Raw genomic sequence first — 17,605 nt, 5'->3', positions numbered from 1 at the left:
AATGGAACAGATGTCTATGCAAAAAAGGTTGCTTCTTGCAGCGCTTTTATCTATTGTTTTTTTTATAGTGTATGATTTTTTTATGCCAAAAAGAGTGATGCCTGAGCAAAACCAAACTACAATGTCTCAAACAATAGATCAAAATAAAGCTCCAAATATAAATCAAAATACTCCAAAATCAAATGAAAATTTAGCTTCAAATGAGATAATCGCTACTATCAAAGGTCAAAGCTACGAAGCAAAAATAGATAAGCTAGGAAGAATTTCAAAATTCTATCTAACTGAAGAGAAATACAAAACTGAAGATGGTAACAAAATAGAGCTTGTTTCGCAAAATCCATTGCCACTTGAGCTTAGATTTAACGATAGTGCGCTAAATACCGATGCTTTTAAGGTCGCATACAGCAGTGACGTTAGTGAGATAGATACTAGCAGCGAGCCTAAAACTATAAAACTTACTCAAAATTTAGATGGAGTTACAGTTACAAAAAATATCAAATTTTACCCAAATGGTAGATATGAAGTTGAAGTAAATTTAAGTAAAAGTGTTGATTATTTCATCACCCCTGGCTTTAGACCAAACATCTCAGTAGATAGCTATACGGTTCACGGCGTGATGCTTAGAAACACGGATGATAGCCTAAATATTATTGAAGATGGTGACGCTAAAGAGGTTAAAAACTATGCAAATACCACAATAGCGGCCGCATCTGATAGATATTATACAACGCTATTTTACTCATTTGAAAAGCCATTTGAAGTAGCCGTAGACAAAGATTCTAACAATAATCCTATTCTTTTTGTAAAGGCAAATGATAATTTAAAATTAGGCGCATATATCGGACCAAAAGAGCATAAAATTTTAAGCTCAATGAACGAGAGACTAAACGACGTTATTGAGTATGGTTGGTTTACATTTATAGCAAAACCGATGTTTGCATTTTTAAATTTCTTGCATAACTATATAGGCAACTGGGGCTGGGCTATAGTTGTGCTAACACTTGTTATAAGGATAGTTTTATTCCCACTTACATACAAGGGTATGCTATCTATGAATAAGCTTAAAGAGCTTGCTCCAAAGGTAAAAGAGCTTCAGACAAAATATAAAGATGATAAGCAAAAAATGCAAGTTCATATGATGGAGCTTTATAAAAAGCATGGTGCAAATCCGATGGGTGGCTGCTTACCGATCTTGCTTCAGATTCCGGTATTTTTTGCGATCTACCGCGTCTTACTAAATGCGATCGAGCTAAAAGGCGCTCCTTGGATACTTTGGATACACGATCTTTCGGTAATGGACCCATATTTTGTATTACCTATTTTGATGGGTCTTACGATGTTTTTACAGCAAAAGCTTACACCAACGACATTTACTGATCCTATGCAAGAAAAGGTGATGAAATTTTTACCTCTTATATTTACATTTTTCTTCGTGACATTCCCAGCTGGTCTTACACTTTACTGGTTTGTAAATAACGTTTGCTCGGTTGTTCAGCAAGTATTTGTAAATAAACTTTTTGAAAAACATAAAAAAGCTGCGGAGGTAAAGGCTTAATGAAAATAGAAGCAAATACCCTTCAAGAGGCATTTCAAAAGGCAGCTGAGAAGCTTAACTGCTCAGTAACCCAGCTTGATATAAAAGTTTTACAGCATCCAAGCAGTGGTTTTTTTGGATTTTTTAAAAGAAGTGCGATCATTGAAGCAAATTTAGAAAATCAGCCAAAACCACAACACAAGCCAAAAAATGATAAAAATTTTGTTAAAAAAAATGATGAGAATGAGGCCGTAAAAGAAGATAAAAAGCAAGCTAAAAAACACGATCATAGTGATAAAAAGCGAGGCCCTAAAAAACATAGAGATGAAAAAAGCGAAACTAAATTTGAGCAAAAAGAGCATAAAAATGAAAAGTCAAATTTAAGTGAAAAAAATGAAGCTCTAGCTAAAGATGCATTTGCTCAAAAGAGTGAAGAAGAAGCTGAATCAGGATATGTGATAAAGAGACTTGATGAGCCAAAAGAAATAAAGGAGTTACAAGCTGGTAAAAATGCTCCTAAAAATATTTTAGATAATTCTATTATTGAAAATTTTAACCAAACTGATGAAGAGAGTGTGGCTCAAGCTTTACAAAAAGAAAAAAAAGAAAAAGCAACAATCGACTTTGATAAAATTTTACCTGAGATCAAAGATGGTATGAACTGTCTTTTTAAGGCAAGTTGTTTTGATATTAGTAAAATTGAAGTTAGTAAATTTGACGATGAAACTGTACTTATAGAGCTTGATGGAGCTGACGCGGCTCTACTTATAGGTAAAGAAGGTTATAGATATAAAGCGATATCTTACATGCTTTATAACTGGTTAAACTCAAAATACAACCTTGCTATCCGCCTTGAGATCGCACAATTTTTACAAAATCAAGAAGCGATGATGGATCAGTATCTAAATGGCGTGATCGAGCGTGTGCAAAATAGCGGTAGAGCCCAGACGAAGCCACTTGATGGGGTTTTGGTTAAGATCGCACTTGAAAAACTTCGCGAGAAATTTCCGGATAAATATGTCGGCATAAAAAGCGGCAATGACGGTAAATTTGTCGTTGTAAATGACTTTTTCAAAAAATGAGTGAGACCATTGCAGCCCTTGCCACAGCTTATGGCATCGGCTCAGTTTCTATCGTAAGGCTTAGCGGCATGGACGCCCTGGCCACCTCTTTAAAACTGCTTAAACTTTCAAATTTAGAGCCAAGATACGCAAAACTAGCTAAAATTTACTCCCTTGATGATGAAATTTTAGACGAAGCTATCGTTATATATTTTAAAGGCCCAGCAAGCTTTACTGGTGAGGATATCGTCGAGTTTCAAACTCATGGCGGTATCGTAGTTAGTGAAAGAATTTTAAACGAACTAATTAAAGCTGGTGCAAGGCTTGCTATGCCTGGCGAGTTTAGCAAGCGAGCATTTTTAAATGGCAAGATGGATATAGCAAAGGCAGAGGCGATGCAAGGGCTTATCACTTCAAAAAGTGAGATCGCTGCTAAAATTTTAACCCGCCAAATGCAAGGCGATCTTAGTAAATTTGTAGGAGAGATAAGGGGCGAAGTGGTCAAAACTCTTGCCTTTGTTGAGACGATGATTGATTATGCTGATGATGATTTGCCTGCAAATTTACTAGAGCAGACCAAGCAGATGCTTTTAAAAAATAGTGAGAAACTAGAGCGCATAGCCACTCTTAGTGAGCAAAGAAGAGGACTCATAGATGGCTTTAAGATCGCGATCGTTGGTAAGCCAAATGTTGGCAAAAGTTCTATTTTGAACTCGTTTTTGGCTTACGAGAGAGCTATTGTAAGTGATGAAGCAGGCACGACCAGAGATAGGATAGAAGAAAATTTCAAGATCGGCTCACATCTAGTTCGTATAATAGATACCGCTGGCATAAGAAAAAATGCTGGAAGGATCGAACAAATCGGCATAAACTACTCAATCTCTGCCATAAACGAAGCTGACATTATCCTAGCTGTTTTTGATGGCTCAAATCCAAGCGATGAGCAAGATAAAGAGATAATCAAGCTCGTTTTAGACTCAAATAAAAAGGCTTTTTTTATATTAAATAAAAGTGATTTATCTTTTAAATTTGACACCAAGCTAGATGGCGCTATCAAAATTTCAGCAAAAACCGATACGAGCGTAGTTTTAAAAGAGCTTGAGGGCTACCTCAAGACACAAGATACCGACGAGATCATGCTAAGCTCAAACCGCCAAATTTTAAGCTGTAAAGAGGCGAGTGAGGCTTTAAAAAGAGCCTTTTTGAGACTCAGCGAAGAGGAGCTAGAAATTTTTGCTTATGAGCTAAATAGTGCGATAAAAGCACTTGCAAGTATTACGAAACCATTTGAGAGAAGTGAAATTTTAGACGAAATGTTTAGCAGCTTTTGTCTAGGCAAATGATCAAATTTACTCTCTAGAAAAGGAAAACAATGAAAAAAATCATATCTATAGCCGCTCTAGCTGCGTTGCTGGACGGTTGCATGCCTTCACAGGATCATCTAACGGCTAACGTAGTATCGCCTGAACCGGACTGGATTAAATATCTAGAAAACGACGGCACCGTCGGTGATGTCGCATTTTTCTCAGAAAATTTGAGCGCAACTTATGCGCAAAAAATGGCGATATCATCGGTATGGCAATCGTAAAAAGGGCTGATATGGCGCTGAAACTGGGCGATATGTATGCGCTAAACGGGCTTTCGTTTACGGTACTTGAGCTTGACGACAAGGAAAAATTCGGCTATCGCTACGTAAATATGCGCGATAAAAATGAGCTTGCGACTCTAAGAAATGCTAAAAAGGTCAAATTTTATCAGTTTGGCGGCGGCATATTAGAGAGCGTAGTTTTTAGCGCGGACTCGGGTGCGGTGTGCGAGAGTTTTGCGGCGGATAAGGCGGTAAAAGCTCATGCCGTGACTAATTATTACGATAAAGAAATCGCCGATAATAGCGAGTTTTTTGCGACCGTGATGGATATCGGAGTGAAAAAAGGCAAAAGCGCCGAGATCAAAAATCTAGACTTTAAATTTTTCGTTAGCGACGGCAAGCTTGCTAGTGCGCAAACGCGGGCTCGCTCGGCAGATTTTAGAAGCGAAGTCATAGAGGCCGACGCTAAAAAACAGGAGCAAATCTTATCAAACATCGTGTGCGCCGCGCCTAAAAACTGATCGCTTTTATCAAATTTAAACGCGAGCGCGAGATGAAAAAATTATTTCTAGCGGCTATTGCGGCATTGGCGTTTTGCGGTTGCGCGGCCATCACAGGCGAGATGGGCGGCGAGAGAGCGTGGCGTACGTATATGGAAAACGACGCTAGTATACAGCAGATCGGGTTTATAACCGAGACTACGGTCTATGAGGCGAGCGGCGGCAAAAAAGAGGAAAAATTTGGCGACTACATGGGTAGAGCCGAGGTGAAATCGCCGGGCGAGAGCGACTCGGCGAGCCAAAATCTAGGCTGGGTTTATGCAAGCGGCGACGGCGTAAAAACTCTGATAGTGATTGATCTTGATAGCGGTAGAAATGTAGATTTGAGCGATAAAGACGAGATAAAAAAGCTACAAAACTCAAAGAAATTTAAGTTTTACGAATTTGGCGGCGGGATCCTTGAGAGCGTGATTTATAGCGCGCAAAAATCTCCTGTTTGCAAGGCGTTTTTTGGCGGCGAACCTATAAGCGCCAGAAGCGTGACGAACTACTACGTGGGCGCGTCTGACGAGTTTTTCGCTACCGTGATCGACGCGAAGATAGTCGGAAACAAAGGCTTTGAGATAAAAAATTTGGACTTTAAATTTAACCTACCGAGTAGTAAGCTAGCCGAAGCTAAAGAGCAGGCGACCTCTGCGAAATTTAGAAAAGATGTCATCGATCAAGACCTCAAAAAGCAAGGGCGTATCCTGCTAAACATACTTTGCTACTATAGCATGCCGAGCAAGTAGGCATTTGTGGCGGGTAGTTGCCCGCCGAATTTGACGTAGTACCGACTTACTTATGTCAAATTTAGGGTACTAATATACTTAAATTTTAATTTCCACAGCTACTTCAAATTTGGCATTTGTCTAAAATTTGAGCCGCTCGCCAAGACCAGCGCCGCAAAAATGCTGATTTTCGGTTAAATTTAGAGCCGAATCAATAACTACAAACAGAATATTTTTAGCTTGCCGTATGAAATTTAGGCTCTTGTTTTATTTGTCAAATTTGTCTCGTTTTCGTCCCTTTGGTTTATCAAGTTTTTATGCGAATTTAAGTAAAATCAACCAAAATTTTTTAAAGGCTAAAAATGGACAAAACTACCGTAGAAGCGCACAAAATCAGCGATCAAGAGTATGAAGAGATCTTAAAAATCCTAGGCAGAGAGCCAAATTTGCTCGAGCTTGGCATATTTTCAGCGATGTGGAGCGAGCACTGCAGCTATAAATCAAGTAAAAAATACCTAAATGGCTTTCCGACAAAAGCTCCTTGGGTCATACAAGGGCCTGGTGAAAATGCCGGCGTCATCGACGTTGGTGACGGGATCGCAGCTGTGTTTAAGATGGAGAGTCACAACCATCCAAGCTTTATCGAGCCGTTTCAAGGTGCTGCCACTGGCGTTGGTGGAATTTTAAGAGATGTCTTTACTATGGGTGCAAGAGTTGTTGCGAATATGAACTCGCTTCGTTTTGGCGAGATAAGAGGCGAGAGCGAGCTAGCCAAAAAGCATAGATATTTACTAAAAGGAAGTGTTGCAGGTATCGGTCACTATGGCAACTGCATGGGTATCCCAACTATCGGCGGCGAAACTACGTTTGATCCTAGCTTTAATGGCAATATCCTAATCAATGCTTTTGCGCTTGGCCTTTGCAAAAGTGATGAAATTTTCTATGGTAAGGCTGAAGGTGTGGGCAATCCAGTCATTTACGTGGGCTCAAAGACCGGTAGAGACGGACTTGGAGGTGCTGTGATGGCGAGCGATAGCTTTAATGACGAGAACAAATCGCTTCGTCCAACGGTGCAAGTGGGCGACCCATTTGCCGAAAAGCTACTCATGGAAGCTTGCTTGGAGCTCTTTAAAAAAGACTACATTATCGGCATCCAAGATATGGGTGCGGCAGGACTAACAAGCTCCAGCTTTGAGATGGCTGGCAGAAGTGGTAGCGGTATGAAGATATATCTAGACCGCGTGCCGATGCGTGAAGTTGGCATGACGCCTTATGAGCTAATGCTAAGTGAGTCTCAAGAGCGTATGCTAATATGCGCCAAAAAAGGCTATGAGCAAAAGGTGCTTGAAATTTTTAGAAAGTGGGACCTTGATGCTGAGATCATCGGCGAGGTCACAAGTAGCGGCGTGATGCAGCTTTATTGGCATAATGAGCTAGCAGGTGAAATTCCTATCGGCCCACTTAGCGAGGAAGCTCCGGTACTTGATCGTCCAGTTGCACGTCCAAAATACCTTGATGAGATAGTAAATTTAGAAATTCCAAGCAATGTTGATAACAAAACCGCATTTTTTAAGCTTTTAAAAGAGCCAGAGGTACTAAATAAAAGCTTTATCTACGATCAATACGATGCAAATATCCAGACAAACACGATAAAACAACCTGGCCACTTAGGCGCTGCAAGTATTAGAGTAAAAGGCACTAAAAAGGCCGTCTCTATGGCTGCACAGTGCGATCCTAGAGCAAATTTCGTTGATCCTAAAATTGGTGCTGCAAGAGCCGTCGCGGCAGCTGGTAGAAAAGTAGCGATGAGCGGCGCTGTGCCACTTGCGATCACTGACTGCCTAAACTACGGCAATCCACAAAATCCAGAGGTAATGTGGCAGTTTAAAGAGGGCTGCGAGGGCATAAAAGAGGCTTGCCGCGAGCTAAATACACCAGTTGTTAGCGGCAACGTGAGCCTTTATAACGATACTGACGGCGTTAGCGTCTATCCAACACCAGCTATCGTCACAGTTGGCGTAAATGAAGATGCAAATTTAAATCTAAAAAGTACATTTTTAAGCGAGGGCAGGGCGATTTACTTGCTTGGCGAGACAAGTGGAGAATTTGCTGCTTCGCTTTACGCAAAGGCGCTATTTAACGTGGTTGGCGGTAAGCTAAAAGAGGTTGATTATAAAGCTGAACGAGCCCTTTGGGATCTAGTGATAGAGGCAAATAAAGAGCAAATTTTAGAGTTTGCAAATAGCGTAGGCGTAGGCGGTCTTGCTATCACGCTGGCAAAAATGGCTAGCATCTCAAACATCGGCGTAAAATGTGAAGTTAAATTTAAAGAGCCAAATTTCATCTTTGATGAGAGCTTTTCAAGAGCAGTTGTGGGCGTGAAAGACGAGGCTAAATTTGAAGCGCTTGCGACTAAATTTGGTGTGAAATTTGAAAAGATCGGCGTTAGTGGAGGCAGAAGATTTAAGCTAAATGATATCGATGAGAGCGTGGATGAGATAAGAGAAATTTATCTAAATGAGTTTGTAAAAATAGTTAGAAAAGAGGATTAAGAAATGGCTTTAAAAAAGAGCAAGGTCGCTGAGGCTGAAAATGAGCAAAAGGAAACAGAGCAAGTTGAAAAGCGGGGCGTAGCAAAACCGCCAGTGCTTTTTAGTAAGACACAAAATTTAATAAAATCGATCGAAAAAAGACTAAACGCCACCTTGATAACTTACTATAATTCAAATGCTGGTAGCGTTTGCGGCAACGATGCAAGTGCTATGTATGAAATTTTAAAGGGTAAAAAGATAGATACTGCTTATCTTTTTATAAAAAGTGATGGTGGAAGCGGTATCGCCGCTCTTAGGATTATCACTACACTTAGAAATTACTGCAAAAATTTAATAGCTCTAATACCTGCAAACTGCGCCTCAGCTGCTACCATGATGGCACTTGGCGCAAATGAGATCGTCATGGGCCCACTTGCCTATCTAACGCCTGTTGATACTTCACTCAAACACGAGCTTAGTCCGACAAACAAAGGCAATGAGCTTGTGAGCGTTTCGATGGACGAACTTAGTCGTGTTGTCAAGCTTTGGAAAGAGCAAGATAAAGATAGGCCAAACGACACAAACCCTTATAACTCGCTTTATGAGTATATTCATCCGCTAGTCTTTGGTGCGGTTGACCGTGCTAGCTCACTATCGCTTAAGATTTGCACCGAACTTCTTAGGTATCACATCGAGGACGATAAAAAGATCGCAGAAATTTCTGAAAGGCTAAATGGCGACTATCCAGCTCATGAATATCCGATCCTCTTTAGAGAGGCGCACGAGATCGGCCTTCATGTAAAAAAGATGGATGATGATCTAAATGAAATGCTTCAAGAGTTAACGCTACTTTACTCTGAGATGGGTCAGCGAGCTTTTACTGACTATGACGAAAATAGCTATCACGATAACAATATCGCAAACATCATTGAAACAAATGGCAAGCAAATTTATTATCAGATAGACAAAGACTGGTTTTACCGCCCTGAAGAGCGTCGCTGGAATGTGATGAATGACGAGAGCTCTTGGCGTAAAAACGAGCTAGTAAATGGCAAAATAAAAAACACCATCTATCACTTGTGGTAATATGTCTGGAGTCCTGTTTTTACTGATATTAGGCGGTGCGATATTTCTCTTTATGAATGTCCAAATAGGTAGTAACCGCAAGAAACAAGCAGATGTAGATGAGGCTAAATTTCTAGTCTCACTGCTTGCAAAAGTAGCTAAAAGTGACGGCAGAGTAGGTGAGTTAGAAGCTAGGCTCATTAGCCAGGTGCTTGATGATCTAAGTAAAAAAGTTAGTGGCGTTAGCGGTGTGCGTGAGTATCTAAAAGATGTCTATAATAGTCAAAAAGAAAATGTAGATAATGCCTACGAAACTGCTAGAAACTATAAACGTGCGTTTAATCTAAACTACGATATATGTGTCGCCAGACTCACATTTTTTCTAAATTTGGCTTATATTGATGGCGAGTTTAATGCAAGCGAGCAAGCTGTCATTAGAAATATCGCTTATGGATTTGGCATTGACAAAGATACGCTTGATGAGATTATCTTAAAATTTGATAATTTTTATAGTTCAAGATTTAAAACAAATTCTAATACCGGTATGGGGGAAAACGATCCATTTGAGGTTTTAGGACTTAGCAAAAATGCAAGTCTTGAAGAGGTAAAAGCTCGTTACAAAGAGCTTGTAAGACAGTATCATCCCGACATTTTAATGGGTAGAGGTGAGAGTAAAGAGGTGATCGAGCGCTCAACTAAAAAGCTTCAGGAGATAAACGAGGCTTATGGGCGATTAAAAGAGAAATTTGGAGTTTAGATGAAGAAATTTATTATTTTGCTGCTAGCGGTGGCTGGCTTTTGTAATGATTTTAAAGTGGTAAATGTCGATGGAAAAGAGATAAAATTTAAGCTTACGCAAAGTGAGCTTTATCAAGATCAAAGATTAGTCATCAGCAACTACGATGTTAAAGATAGCAATGTGAGCATAATATTTGTCGATAAAGATGGCAACAAGAGCGACATTATGTCAGTTCAAGCAAAAAAATTAAATGAAATTAGTGAGTATATCTTTTCGTATGATCGCGGCATAAAGGTGATGAAATTTAGCTCGAAAAAGCCGATATGCGAGGCGCTTGAGAAAGAGGAACCTGTAAATTTAAGCGTATTAGATGCGAGATATTTTGATGGCAATCAAATTTCAAGCTATGCCTTTAGCGTTGATATTGTTGGTCAAAAGCGTGAAAACTTTGTAGAGAGAAAAGACTATTATATAGATGCAGCTGCAAATGTTATAGTTACGCTAGAAGCCTTATCGATAAAGAATATCGCAAAAGATATAAAAATGGGGCAGCTTCTGCTTGCAAAAGGTATGTGTTTAATAAAAAGATAAAAAATTTAATAAAGGAGAAAAAAATGAGAGCATTGCTTAGCGTTAGCGATAAAGAGGGCATTGTAGAGTTTGCAAAGGGGCTAGAAGAGCTTGGCTGGCAGATACTTTCAACTGGCGGCACATTTAAACTTTTAAAAGAAAATGGTGTCAAAGCAACTGAAGTTAGCGAATTTACGGCGTCGCCTGAGATGTTTGAGGGCAGGGTAAAGACGCTTCATCCAAAGATACATGGCGGCATTTTGCACAAACGTGACGACGCTACGCACGTGGCTCAGGCAAAAGAGTACGGCATCGAGGGCATAGACCTAGTTTGTGTAAATTTATATCCATTTAAAGAGACTACCATCAGGACTGATGACTTTGCTGAGATTATCGAAAATATCGATATCGGCGGCCCAGCCATGGTAAGAAGTGCTGCTAAAAATTTTAAAGACGTGCTTATCGTCACAAGCGTGCTTGATTATGATGAAATTTTAAAGCGCCTAAAAGAAAAAAGTGATGATTTTGAGTTTAGAAGATCGCTGATGATAAAGGCATTCGAGCACACAGCAGCTTATGATAGCATGATCGCAAACTATATGAATGATAGATTTAATGGCGGTTTTGGCGATGCTAGATTTATCGTGGGAAGCAAGGTTTTTGACACAAGATACGGAGAAAATCCACACCAAAAAGGCGCACTTTATGAGTTTGATTATTTCTTCACAAACAACTTTAGAGCCTTAAAAGGTGAGGCAAGTTTCAATAATATGACCGATATAAACGGCGCATTAATGCTTGCAACTAGCTTTGATGACGCGCCAGCTGTGGCTATCATCAAGCACGCTAATCCTTGCGGTTTTGCGGTAAAAGATAATTTGCTTGAGAGCTACGAAGCTGCACTAAAATGCGATCCGATCTCAGCATATGGCGGCGTGGTCGCAATAAATGGCACACTTGATGAAAAGCTAGCTAAAAAGATAAATGAAATTTACGTTGAAGTAATAATCGCTGCAAATGTTGATGAAGCAGCTCTTAAAGTATTTGAGAGTAAAAAACGCATCAAAATTTTCACTCAAGACAATAAATTTTTAGTTCGCTCAAATGATAAATTTGACTTTAAGCACGTTGATGGTGGATTTGTATTTCAAGAAAGAGACTATGTAAAAGACGAAGAGCTTGAAAATATGAAGCAAATGAGCAAGAAATTTGCAACTGGTAGCGAGCTAAAAGATGCTCAGATCGCGTGGAAAGTGGCTGCGCTAACGAAGAGCAACTGCGTAGTTTATGTAAAAGATGGCGCTATGGTGGCTATTGGCATGGGTATGACAAGCCGTGTGGATGCTGCTCGTGCGGCTGTGGCAAAAGCAAAAGAGCTAAAGATCGATCTAAGCGGTTGCGTGCTTGCTAGTGAGGCGTTCTTCCCATTTAGAGATAGTATTGACATCGCTAGTAAGGTCGGCGTAAAATGTGTCATCGAGCCAGGTGGCAGCATCAGAGATGATGAGGTGATAGAGGCTGCTGATGAGCATGGCATGTCGCTATACTTTACTGGCGTTAGACACTTTTTACACTAAAATTTAGGGGCGCTTGCCCCTTTCTTCACACTTTATAACTTTAATTTTCGTATAATCTTTCAAAAATGAAAGGAGATAGAATGAAAAAGATCTTAAAATTTATCTTAATGGCAGCAGTGTTTTTTGGTCTAAATTTGATGGCAAAAGATGAGCTTATAAAGGAGCAGACGATGGCAGGGCAAAATTTAAAAGAAATTTATCTAGCAGGCGGTTGCTTTTGGGGTATGCAGGGATATTTTAAAAAGATATTTGGCGTAGTGGATACAAAGGTAGGCTACGCGAATGGCAAGAGCGAAAATACTAGCTACCGCGAGCTTCATGAGAGTGATCATGCTGAGACACTTTATGTAAAATACGACGAAAATAGAGTCGCTTTGGCTGAAATTTTGGCTCACTTTTTTAGGGTAATCGATCCGACCTCGCTAAACAAACAAGGCAATGACGTTGGTAGGCAGTATAGAAGCGGAATTTACTATGTGAGCGAAAGTGATCTGCCAACGATAGAGAGCTTTATGAAGATAGAGCAAAAGAAATTTAAAGATAAGATCGTGGTTGAGGTGGCGCCACTTAAAAATTTCGTCTTAGGTGAGGAGTATCATCAAGACTATCTTGATAAAAATCCTTTTGGATATTGTCACATTGACCTAGGTTTAGCTGATAAACCGCTTTACGATGAGGCGAAATTTAAGCCACTTAGTAAAGATGAGCTAAAGAAAAATTTAAGTAGCGAGCAGTATGCCGTGACGCAAGAAGCAGCGACCGAGAGGCCATTTAGCAGTGAGTATGATAAATTTGATCAAAAAGGCATTTATGTAGATATAACGAGTGGAAAGCCACTTTTCTCAAGTGCAGATAAATTTGATGCAGGATGTGGCTGGCCAAGCTTTACAAAGCCTATAACGACAACAGCTCTTTCATATAAGGAGGACAACTCGTTTATGATGAAAAGGGTTGAGGTGAAGTCACAAAATAGCGACGCGCACCTTGGTCATGTCTTTGATGATGGACCAAGCGATAAGGGCGGACTAAGGTACTGCATAAACGGAGCTAGTCTAAAATTTATACCGCTTGAAGATATGGCTAGACTTGGATACGAGGAATTTATACCTTACGTAAAATAGCTTTTGTTGAAGCAAATCAATAGTTTAAAAAGTTTAATCAGAGTATAATTCTCCAAAATTAAAAGGAGAAAAAATGAGTGATTTTTTCAAAAATGCGGAGCAGTTTAATGTCGATGGTGCAACCGTACCATTTTATAAATTTAATGAAAATGGTGTAAATTTTGTTGGTTTTGATTCACGTCCTTGCGTACCGCCAGAGCCAATGGTCAATGCATTAATCGCTATTAAATTTGCTGATAAAAATACAAAAATTATGATGCTAAATCATAAATTTCCAGCTGGTCTTATACCAAAGATAGATAAGAGCTTTGACATAGAGCGTGAAGATATAGATGGTGGGGCTGTAAAGATGATTTTTAGCCTAAAAGACGGTGCAAACATAGAAGACGTAGATACGAGTCTTTGTCACTAAGATGCTTTTAAATACTTATGCACCACCATTTAAGCTAGTTGGTGGATATTTTATTGCTGGAATTTTCTTTTTAGCATTAAGTGTGCCGGCATTCTTTTATGCAGATTTTGATGCTATTAGCTCACTAAATACAGCTGGTTTTTTGCATATATTTTTTGTTGGCTTTGTTATAAGTATTATCATAGGAGCGCTCTATCAGCTAACCTCAGTCATCTTAGAAAAGCCATTTTTTACCGCAAAAGGTGCTATTTTAAATTTGGCTATTTTTTGTCTATCGTTGCTGGGCATGTGCTACGGGATGTTATTTGCTGAGGCTAAAATTTTACAAATTAGTGGAGTTTTGCTTTTTTGCTCACTCGCTTTTTTTGCAACGACTTACGCATTAAGCTTTATGGATAATGAAAAAAAGAGCTTTGCGGCCTTTGCACTTTTTGTTTCAGCTATCTTTTTGGTAATTGGAATAACGCTTGGTTTTTGCTTGCTTATGATACTTAGTGGCACGCTGATGCTTGATTTTGAGATGACACTAAAATTTCACGTTTATTTTGTGCTGGGATTTGTATTTCTTGTGATACTTGGAGCTGCTAGCGTACTCCTACCTATGTTTGCGCTAGCTCACGATCTAAAATTTACACTTAGTAAAGCCTCACTAGCATGCTATATTTTGGGTGGTATCTTACTAGCATTTAATGAAAATTTATCTATTTTGTCAATATGCGTGGCAGCTTTACTTTTTATAGCTCAAGCACTTTATATTTTAAAAAAGCGTGTTAGAAAGGCGTATGATTACTGGAATGTAAATATCGTACTTTCATTGGTGGCTTTGCTTGGTACTGCTGTTTTTATAGCTTTAGGCAAATTAAATTTAGCTGCATATTTTTTAATATATGGCTTTTTATTTGCTTTTATCGTAGCTCATCTTTACAAGATCGCACCATTTCTCATATGGTATCACTACGTAGCACCTTTTGTCGGAAAGGTAAAAGTGCCACTTCTTGATGCCATGATACTAAAAAAGATAGCTTATTTTGGTATAGCTTTTAATGCTATCTCGCTTCTTTGCTATCTTCTCTCAACTTGCTTTGAACTAGAAATTTTAGTGCAAGTAGGTATGATTTTTATAGCTCTTAGTATAGTTTTGCTATCGATAAATATAATAAATATTTTTAGATTTACTGGTTTTAAAGGATAAAAAATGAAAGAAAAAATTTATAACGCACTGTCAAATATCGTTGATCCAGAAGTTGGCTTTGATATCGTTTCACTCGGACTTATATATGATGCGAGCTGCGATGAGAATGGCAAAGCAAAAGTTACTATGACGCTTTCAACCAAATCTTGCCCACTGCACGAAATGATACTTAGCTGGGTAGAAACTGCCGTGCTTGATATAGAAGGTGTCAAAGAGTGCGAGATCGATCTTGTCTGGGAGCCTGAGTGGAATATACAAATGGCAAGCGATTTTGTAAAAGCCCAACTTGGAGTTTAAATTTTAAGTTTTTGGATTTGCTAGAGAGCAAAAGCTCTCTAGAAATTTTAAGGAGTTTGTTTTTTATTAGTCCATTTGATGGCGCATAAATGATGGCACATCAAGTTGTGACATATAGTCTTCGTCATATCCACCACTAACTTTTTTAAGTCTTAATATACGCTCTTTTTTTATGATATCGCTTGCATTAGAAGTTTGTATTTCATCTTTTTTTTCAGCTTCTTTTTGTGAGCTTTGAAAACCTGTTGCTATTATTGTAACTTCAACTTTATTGTCTTCTATTTTGTCATCAGTTGTTGTACCAAATATAATTTCAGCATCTTCATCCGCTGCTTCATGAATAATACTCATTGCATTATTGATATCAGCTAGTGGGCAACTAGGGCTTATTCTAAAATGAACTAAAATACCAAATGCACCATTTATTGTCATGTTATCAAGAAGTGGTGATTGTATAGCATTTTTTATAGCTTCTTGCGCTGCATCCTCGCCACTTGCTTCGCCAACACCCATTAAAGCTAGTCCTCTATGGCTCATAATCGTTCTAACATCTGCAAAGTCTAGATTTATGTCGCTTTTTCCTGAGTCAAGTACGATCGTACTCATACCATTGACGGCTCTTGCAAGTACTTCATCAACCATTTCAAAGCTTTCTTTTATACCAGCATTTTTATCAATTAATGTTAGGAGTTTATCGTTTGGAATGACTACAATAGAATCGCTTTCTTTTCTAAGTTCTTCAAGGCCGCAATCAGCCAATTTTCTACGTTTTTTTCCTTCAAACATAAAAGGCATAGTAACAACTGCAACTGTTAGTGCACCAATATCTTTTGCAGCTTGAGCAACTACTGGAGCTGCACCTGTACCAGTTCCACCACCAAGTCCTGTACCAATGAAAACTATATCTGATGTCTCAAGTGCACTTTTTACTTCATCATAGCTCTCTTCAGCAGCAGCTTTTCCTATTTCAGGTCTCATGCCTGCACCTAGACCTTTTGTTGTTTTCTCACCTAGTTGAATTTTCGTATGTGCAAGAGAATTTTCAAGGGCCTTAGCATCTGTATTGGCAACAATAAGATCTATATTTAAATTTGGATTAACTCTTATTATGTGGTTGACCATATTGCCACCACCTCCACCTACACCTACGACCTTTATCTTTGCACCATAGATGCTTTTATTTTCTTCTACTGTGAAGCTGCTCATTTTTGAAATTCTCCTTAAAATAATTGTGTAATACTATACCAAAATTTTGCAAAAGCATTTGGCCTTTTTTCTTGTTTGCTAATATCTGCAATATTGGCAAGCTCTTCTTTATTTTTTGATTTATCTGCTATCTCTAATTCAAAATCTTTATCAGAAAAACTATCCTCTTTTTCATTTGGATCCTGCACCTCTTGTCTAAAATTTTGTACGTTTTCTTCTTCTACAAAAACATTTCTAAAATTTGCTTTCGGTTTTGAGGCTATTTCCCCTTGGTATCTCATTTTTTTCTCAGAATCAATTTCGTATGGGCTAAAGTTGCCAGCACCATACAAACAAAGCCCTATAGCACAAGAATTTGCTGGATCTCTTAAAATTTCAAATAATCCATCCATTTCTTTTGGTTTTGCTATACGAACTGGCATTTTATCAAATATCGCAGAAGCAAGATCTCTAATACCTTCTAGCTTAGTCATGCCGCCAGTAAGTATTATTCCAGCACCAATGCTATCTTTATAGCCGCTATCTTCTAGCATCTTAGCAAGCACCATAAGGGTTTCTTCTGCTCTGGCATATATAACATTCGATATTATGTCTAGTGAAACTTCATGACTTTTTGTTTCATCTCCAAGGATCGGAAGCTCTATTAGATCAACTGACTTATTTATTAAAGCACCATAACCTAATTTTATCTCTTCTGCCTTTGGAAGTGGTGTATGGAGAGCCATAGAAAGATCATTTGTAATATTTGCTGAGCCAACAGGTAAAAATTCATTGTATCTTATAGAATTTCCAGAATGTACCACAAGATTACAAGTAGCACCACCCATATCAACAAGTGCGGCACCAAGCTCTTTCTCATCTTTTGTTAATGTTGCTATTGCAGAAGCATATCCTGAAAGGACTATATTATCTAGTTGAACACCTGCTAAATTTACGGCTTTTCTCAGGTTGCTAATAGATGACTTTTGTACCGTAACAATATGTGTTTGTACTTCCAGTCTACTACCATTCATGCCTATTGGATCTTCAATATGTTCTTGTCCATCTACTTTAAAATTATAAGGAAGAACATGTAGCTTTTCATACTCATGAGGTATATCAGCTGTATGATCGGCCATTTGCATAGCACGTTCGATCTCTTTTATACCTATTTCATGATTTGGTATATTTACTACACCACTACTGTCAACGCTTTTTGTATACGCACCAGAAATAGAAACTATGACTTTTTCATAGCGTGTTCCTGCAACTCTTTGTGCTTCTATTAATGCATTTTTTATTGACTTTGCAGCTTGCTCAATATTGGTTATAACACCTTTTCTTATTCCTTGTGTTTTTTCAGTTCCAATTCCAATTATCTTAATACCATTTTCATCATGTTGTGCTATTACTGCACAAATCTGGAAAGAGCCGATATCTATACCTAAAATTTTTGTACTCAA

The 17,605-nt window shown here is 38.6% G+C and carries 17 protein-coding genes; 15 read left to right on the top strand and 2 right to left on the bottom strand.

All coding sequences use genetic code 11. The annotated features are described in order from the left end of the window. Position 1: 1 nt before the first annotated feature. The 15 genes from yidC (at position 2) to CYP64_RS08280 (ending at position 14,957) form a co-directional block, all read left to right on the top strand. Positions 2-1,555, top strand: coding sequence for a membrane protein insertase YidC (gene yidC / locus CYP64_RS08345; RefSeq protein ID WP_103649391.1), 1,554 nt, complete (start codon positions 2-4; stop codon positions 1,553-1,555). Continuing rightward, the gene (locus CYP64_RS08340) at positions 1,555-2,616 is read left to right on the top strand and encodes a Jag N-terminal domain-containing protein (protein WP_103649390.1); all 1,062 of its coding nucleotides are present in this window, start codon (positions 1,555-1,557) and stop codon (positions 2,614-2,616) included. The genes yidC and CYP64_RS08340 overlap by 1 nt, the downstream gene beginning before the upstream one ends. Further along, the gene (gene mnmE, locus CYP64_RS08335) at positions 2,613-3,938 is read left to right on the top strand and encodes a tRNA uridine-5-carboxymethylaminomethyl(34) synthesis GTPase MnmE (protein WP_103649389.1); all 1,326 of its coding nucleotides are present in this window, start codon (positions 2,613-2,615) and stop codon (positions 3,936-3,938) included. The genes CYP64_RS08340 and mnmE overlap by 4 nt, the downstream gene beginning before the upstream one ends. A gap of 29 nt (positions 3,939-3,967) precedes the next feature. Further along, a complete protein-coding gene (locus CYP64_RS10375; protein ID WP_258032991.1) occupies positions 3,968-4,183 on the top strand; it encodes a hypothetical protein in 216 nt (71 codons plus the stop codon). Then, on the top strand, positions 4,171-4,704 hold the full coding sequence (locus CYP64_RS08330) for a hypothetical protein (RefSeq protein WP_258032990.1): 534 nt from the start codon (positions 4,171-4,173) through the stop codon (positions 4,702-4,704). The genes CYP64_RS10375 and CYP64_RS08330 overlap by 13 nt, the downstream gene beginning before the upstream one ends. A gap of 32 nt (positions 4,705-4,736) precedes the next feature. Further along, a complete protein-coding gene (locus tag CYP64_RS08325; RefSeq protein ID WP_103649388.1) occupies positions 4,737-5,474 on the top strand; it encodes a hypothetical protein in 738 nt (245 codons plus the stop codon). 341 nt (positions 5,475-5,815) lie between these two features. Continuing rightward, positions 5,816-8,005: a phosphoribosylformylglycinamidine synthase subunit PurL gene (gene purL / locus CYP64_RS08320; RefSeq protein WP_103649387.1), complete on the top strand. Its 2,190-nt coding sequence runs from the start codon at positions 5,816-5,818 to the stop codon at positions 8,003-8,005. A gap of 3 nt (positions 8,006-8,008) precedes the next feature. Beyond that, positions 8,009-9,070 carry an SDH family Clp fold serine proteinase gene (locus CYP64_RS08315; protein ID WP_103649386.1) on the top strand — a complete coding sequence of 354 codons (1,062 nt, stop codon included), beginning with the start codon at positions 8,009-8,011 and terminating at the stop codon, positions 9,068-9,070. Between the two features lies 1 nt (position 9,071). Further along, complete coding sequence (locus tag CYP64_RS08310) at positions 9,072-9,806, top strand: DnaJ domain-containing protein (protein WP_103649385.1); 735 nt, start codon at positions 9,072-9,074, stop codon at positions 9,804-9,806. Continuing rightward, positions 9,807-10,379, top strand: a complete 573-nt coding sequence (locus CYP64_RS08305) for a hypothetical protein (protein WP_103649384.1) — start codon at positions 9,807-9,809, stop codon at positions 10,377-10,379. Positions 10,380-10,402: 23 nt separating this feature from the next. Next, on the top strand, positions 10,403-11,935 hold the full coding sequence (gene purH / locus CYP64_RS08300; RefSeq protein ID WP_103649448.1) for a bifunctional phosphoribosylaminoimidazolecarboxamide formyltransferase/IMP cyclohydrolase: 1,533 nt from the start codon (positions 10,403-10,405) through the stop codon (positions 11,933-11,935). An 80-nt stretch (positions 11,936-12,015) separates the two neighbouring features. Next, on the top strand, positions 12,016-13,056 hold the full coding sequence (gene msrB, locus CYP64_RS08295) for a peptide-methionine (R)-S-oxide reductase MsrB (protein WP_084108245.1): 1,041 nt from the start codon (positions 12,016-12,018) through the stop codon (positions 13,054-13,056). A gap of 73 nt (positions 13,057-13,129) precedes the next feature. Continuing rightward, positions 13,130-13,468 (top strand): hypothetical protein, encoded by a 339-nt coding sequence (locus tag CYP64_RS08290; protein ID WP_021090578.1) that lies wholly within the window; start codon positions 13,130-13,132, stop codon positions 13,466-13,468. 1 nt (position 13,469) lies between these two features. Next, complete coding sequence (locus CYP64_RS08285; protein ID WP_103649383.1) at positions 13,470-14,660, top strand: peptidase M50; 1,191 nt, start codon at positions 13,470-13,472, stop codon at positions 14,658-14,660. A 3-nt stretch (positions 14,661-14,663) separates the two neighbouring features. Then, positions 14,664-14,957 carry a metal-sulfur cluster assembly factor gene (locus CYP64_RS08280; RefSeq protein ID WP_103649382.1) on the top strand — a complete coding sequence of 98 codons (294 nt, stop codon included), beginning with the start codon at positions 14,664-14,666 and terminating at the stop codon, positions 14,955-14,957. Between the two features lie 66 nt (positions 14,958-15,023). Here CYP64_RS08280 and ftsZ read toward each other — a convergent pair whose 3' ends face one another. After that, the gene (ftsZ, locus tag CYP64_RS08275; RefSeq protein ID WP_103649381.1) at positions 15,024-16,163 is read right to left on the bottom strand and encodes a cell division protein FtsZ; all 1,140 of its coding nucleotides are present in this window, start codon (positions 16,161-16,163) and stop codon (positions 15,024-15,026) included. A 14-nt stretch (positions 16,164-16,177) separates the two neighbouring features. Continuing rightward, positions 16,178-17,605, bottom strand: coding sequence for a cell division protein FtsA (ftsA, locus tag CYP64_RS08270; protein WP_103649380.1), 1,428 nt, complete (start codon positions 17,603-17,605; stop codon positions 16,178-16,180).

Source organism: Campylobacter concisus (assembly GCF_002913945.1).
GTDB lineage: Bacteria > Campylobacterota > Campylobacteria > Campylobacterales > Campylobacteraceae > Campylobacter_A > Campylobacter_A concisus_P.
Note: the sequence above shows the minus strand (reverse complement) of the source record. Positions and strands in the feature narration are given on the sequence as shown.

Excerpts from the sequence above, each read along its gene's own strand:
- yidC (WP_103649391.1), top strand. The coding sequence starts at position 2 with ATGGAACAGATGTCTATGCAAAAAAGGTTGCTTCTTGCAGCGCTTTTA.
- CYP64_RS08340 (WP_103649390.1), top strand. The coding sequence starts at position 1,555 with ATGAAAATAGAAGCAAATACCCTTCAAGAGGCATTTCAAAAGGCAGCT.
- mnmE (WP_103649389.1), top strand. The coding sequence starts at position 2,613 with ATGAGTGAGACCATTGCAGCCCTTGCCACAGCTTATGGCATCGGCTCA.
- CYP64_RS10375 (WP_258032991.1), top strand. The coding sequence starts at position 3,968 with ATGAAAAAAATCATATCTATAGCCGCTCTAGCTGCGTTGCTGGACGGT.
- CYP64_RS08330 (WP_258032990.1), top strand. The coding sequence starts at position 4,171 with ATGGCAATCGTAAAAAGGGCTGATATGGCGCTGAAACTGGGCGATATG.
- CYP64_RS08325 (WP_103649388.1), top strand. The coding sequence starts at position 4,737 with ATGAAAAAATTATTTCTAGCGGCTATTGCGGCATTGGCGTTTTGCGGT.
- purL (WP_103649387.1), top strand. The coding sequence starts at position 5,816 with ATGGACAAAACTACCGTAGAAGCGCACAAAATCAGCGATCAAGAGTAT.
- CYP64_RS08315 (WP_103649386.1), top strand. The coding sequence starts at position 8,009 with ATGGCTTTAAAAAAGAGCAAGGTCGCTGAGGCTGAAAATGAGCAAAAG.
- CYP64_RS08310 (WP_103649385.1), top strand. The coding sequence starts at position 9,072 with ATGTCTGGAGTCCTGTTTTTACTGATATTAGGCGGTGCGATATTTCTC.
- CYP64_RS08305 (WP_103649384.1), top strand. The coding sequence starts at position 9,807 with ATGAAGAAATTTATTATTTTGCTGCTAGCGGTGGCTGGCTTTTGTAAT.
- purH (WP_103649448.1), top strand. The coding sequence starts at position 10,403 with ATGAGAGCATTGCTTAGCGTTAGCGATAAAGAGGGCATTGTAGAGTTT.
- msrB (WP_084108245.1), top strand. The coding sequence starts at position 12,016 with ATGAAAAAGATCTTAAAATTTATCTTAATGGCAGCAGTGTTTTTTGGT.
- CYP64_RS08290 (WP_021090578.1), top strand. The coding sequence starts at position 13,130 with ATGAGTGATTTTTTCAAAAATGCGGAGCAGTTTAATGTCGATGGTGCA.
- CYP64_RS08285 (WP_103649383.1), top strand. The coding sequence starts at position 13,470 with ATGCTTTTAAATACTTATGCACCACCATTTAAGCTAGTTGGTGGATAT.
- CYP64_RS08280 (WP_103649382.1), top strand. The coding sequence starts at position 14,664 with ATGAAAGAAAAAATTTATAACGCACTGTCAAATATCGTTGATCCAGAA.
- ftsZ (WP_103649381.1), bottom strand. The coding sequence starts at position 16,163 with ATGAGCAGCTTCACAGTAGAAGAAAATAAAAGCATCTATGGTGCAAAG.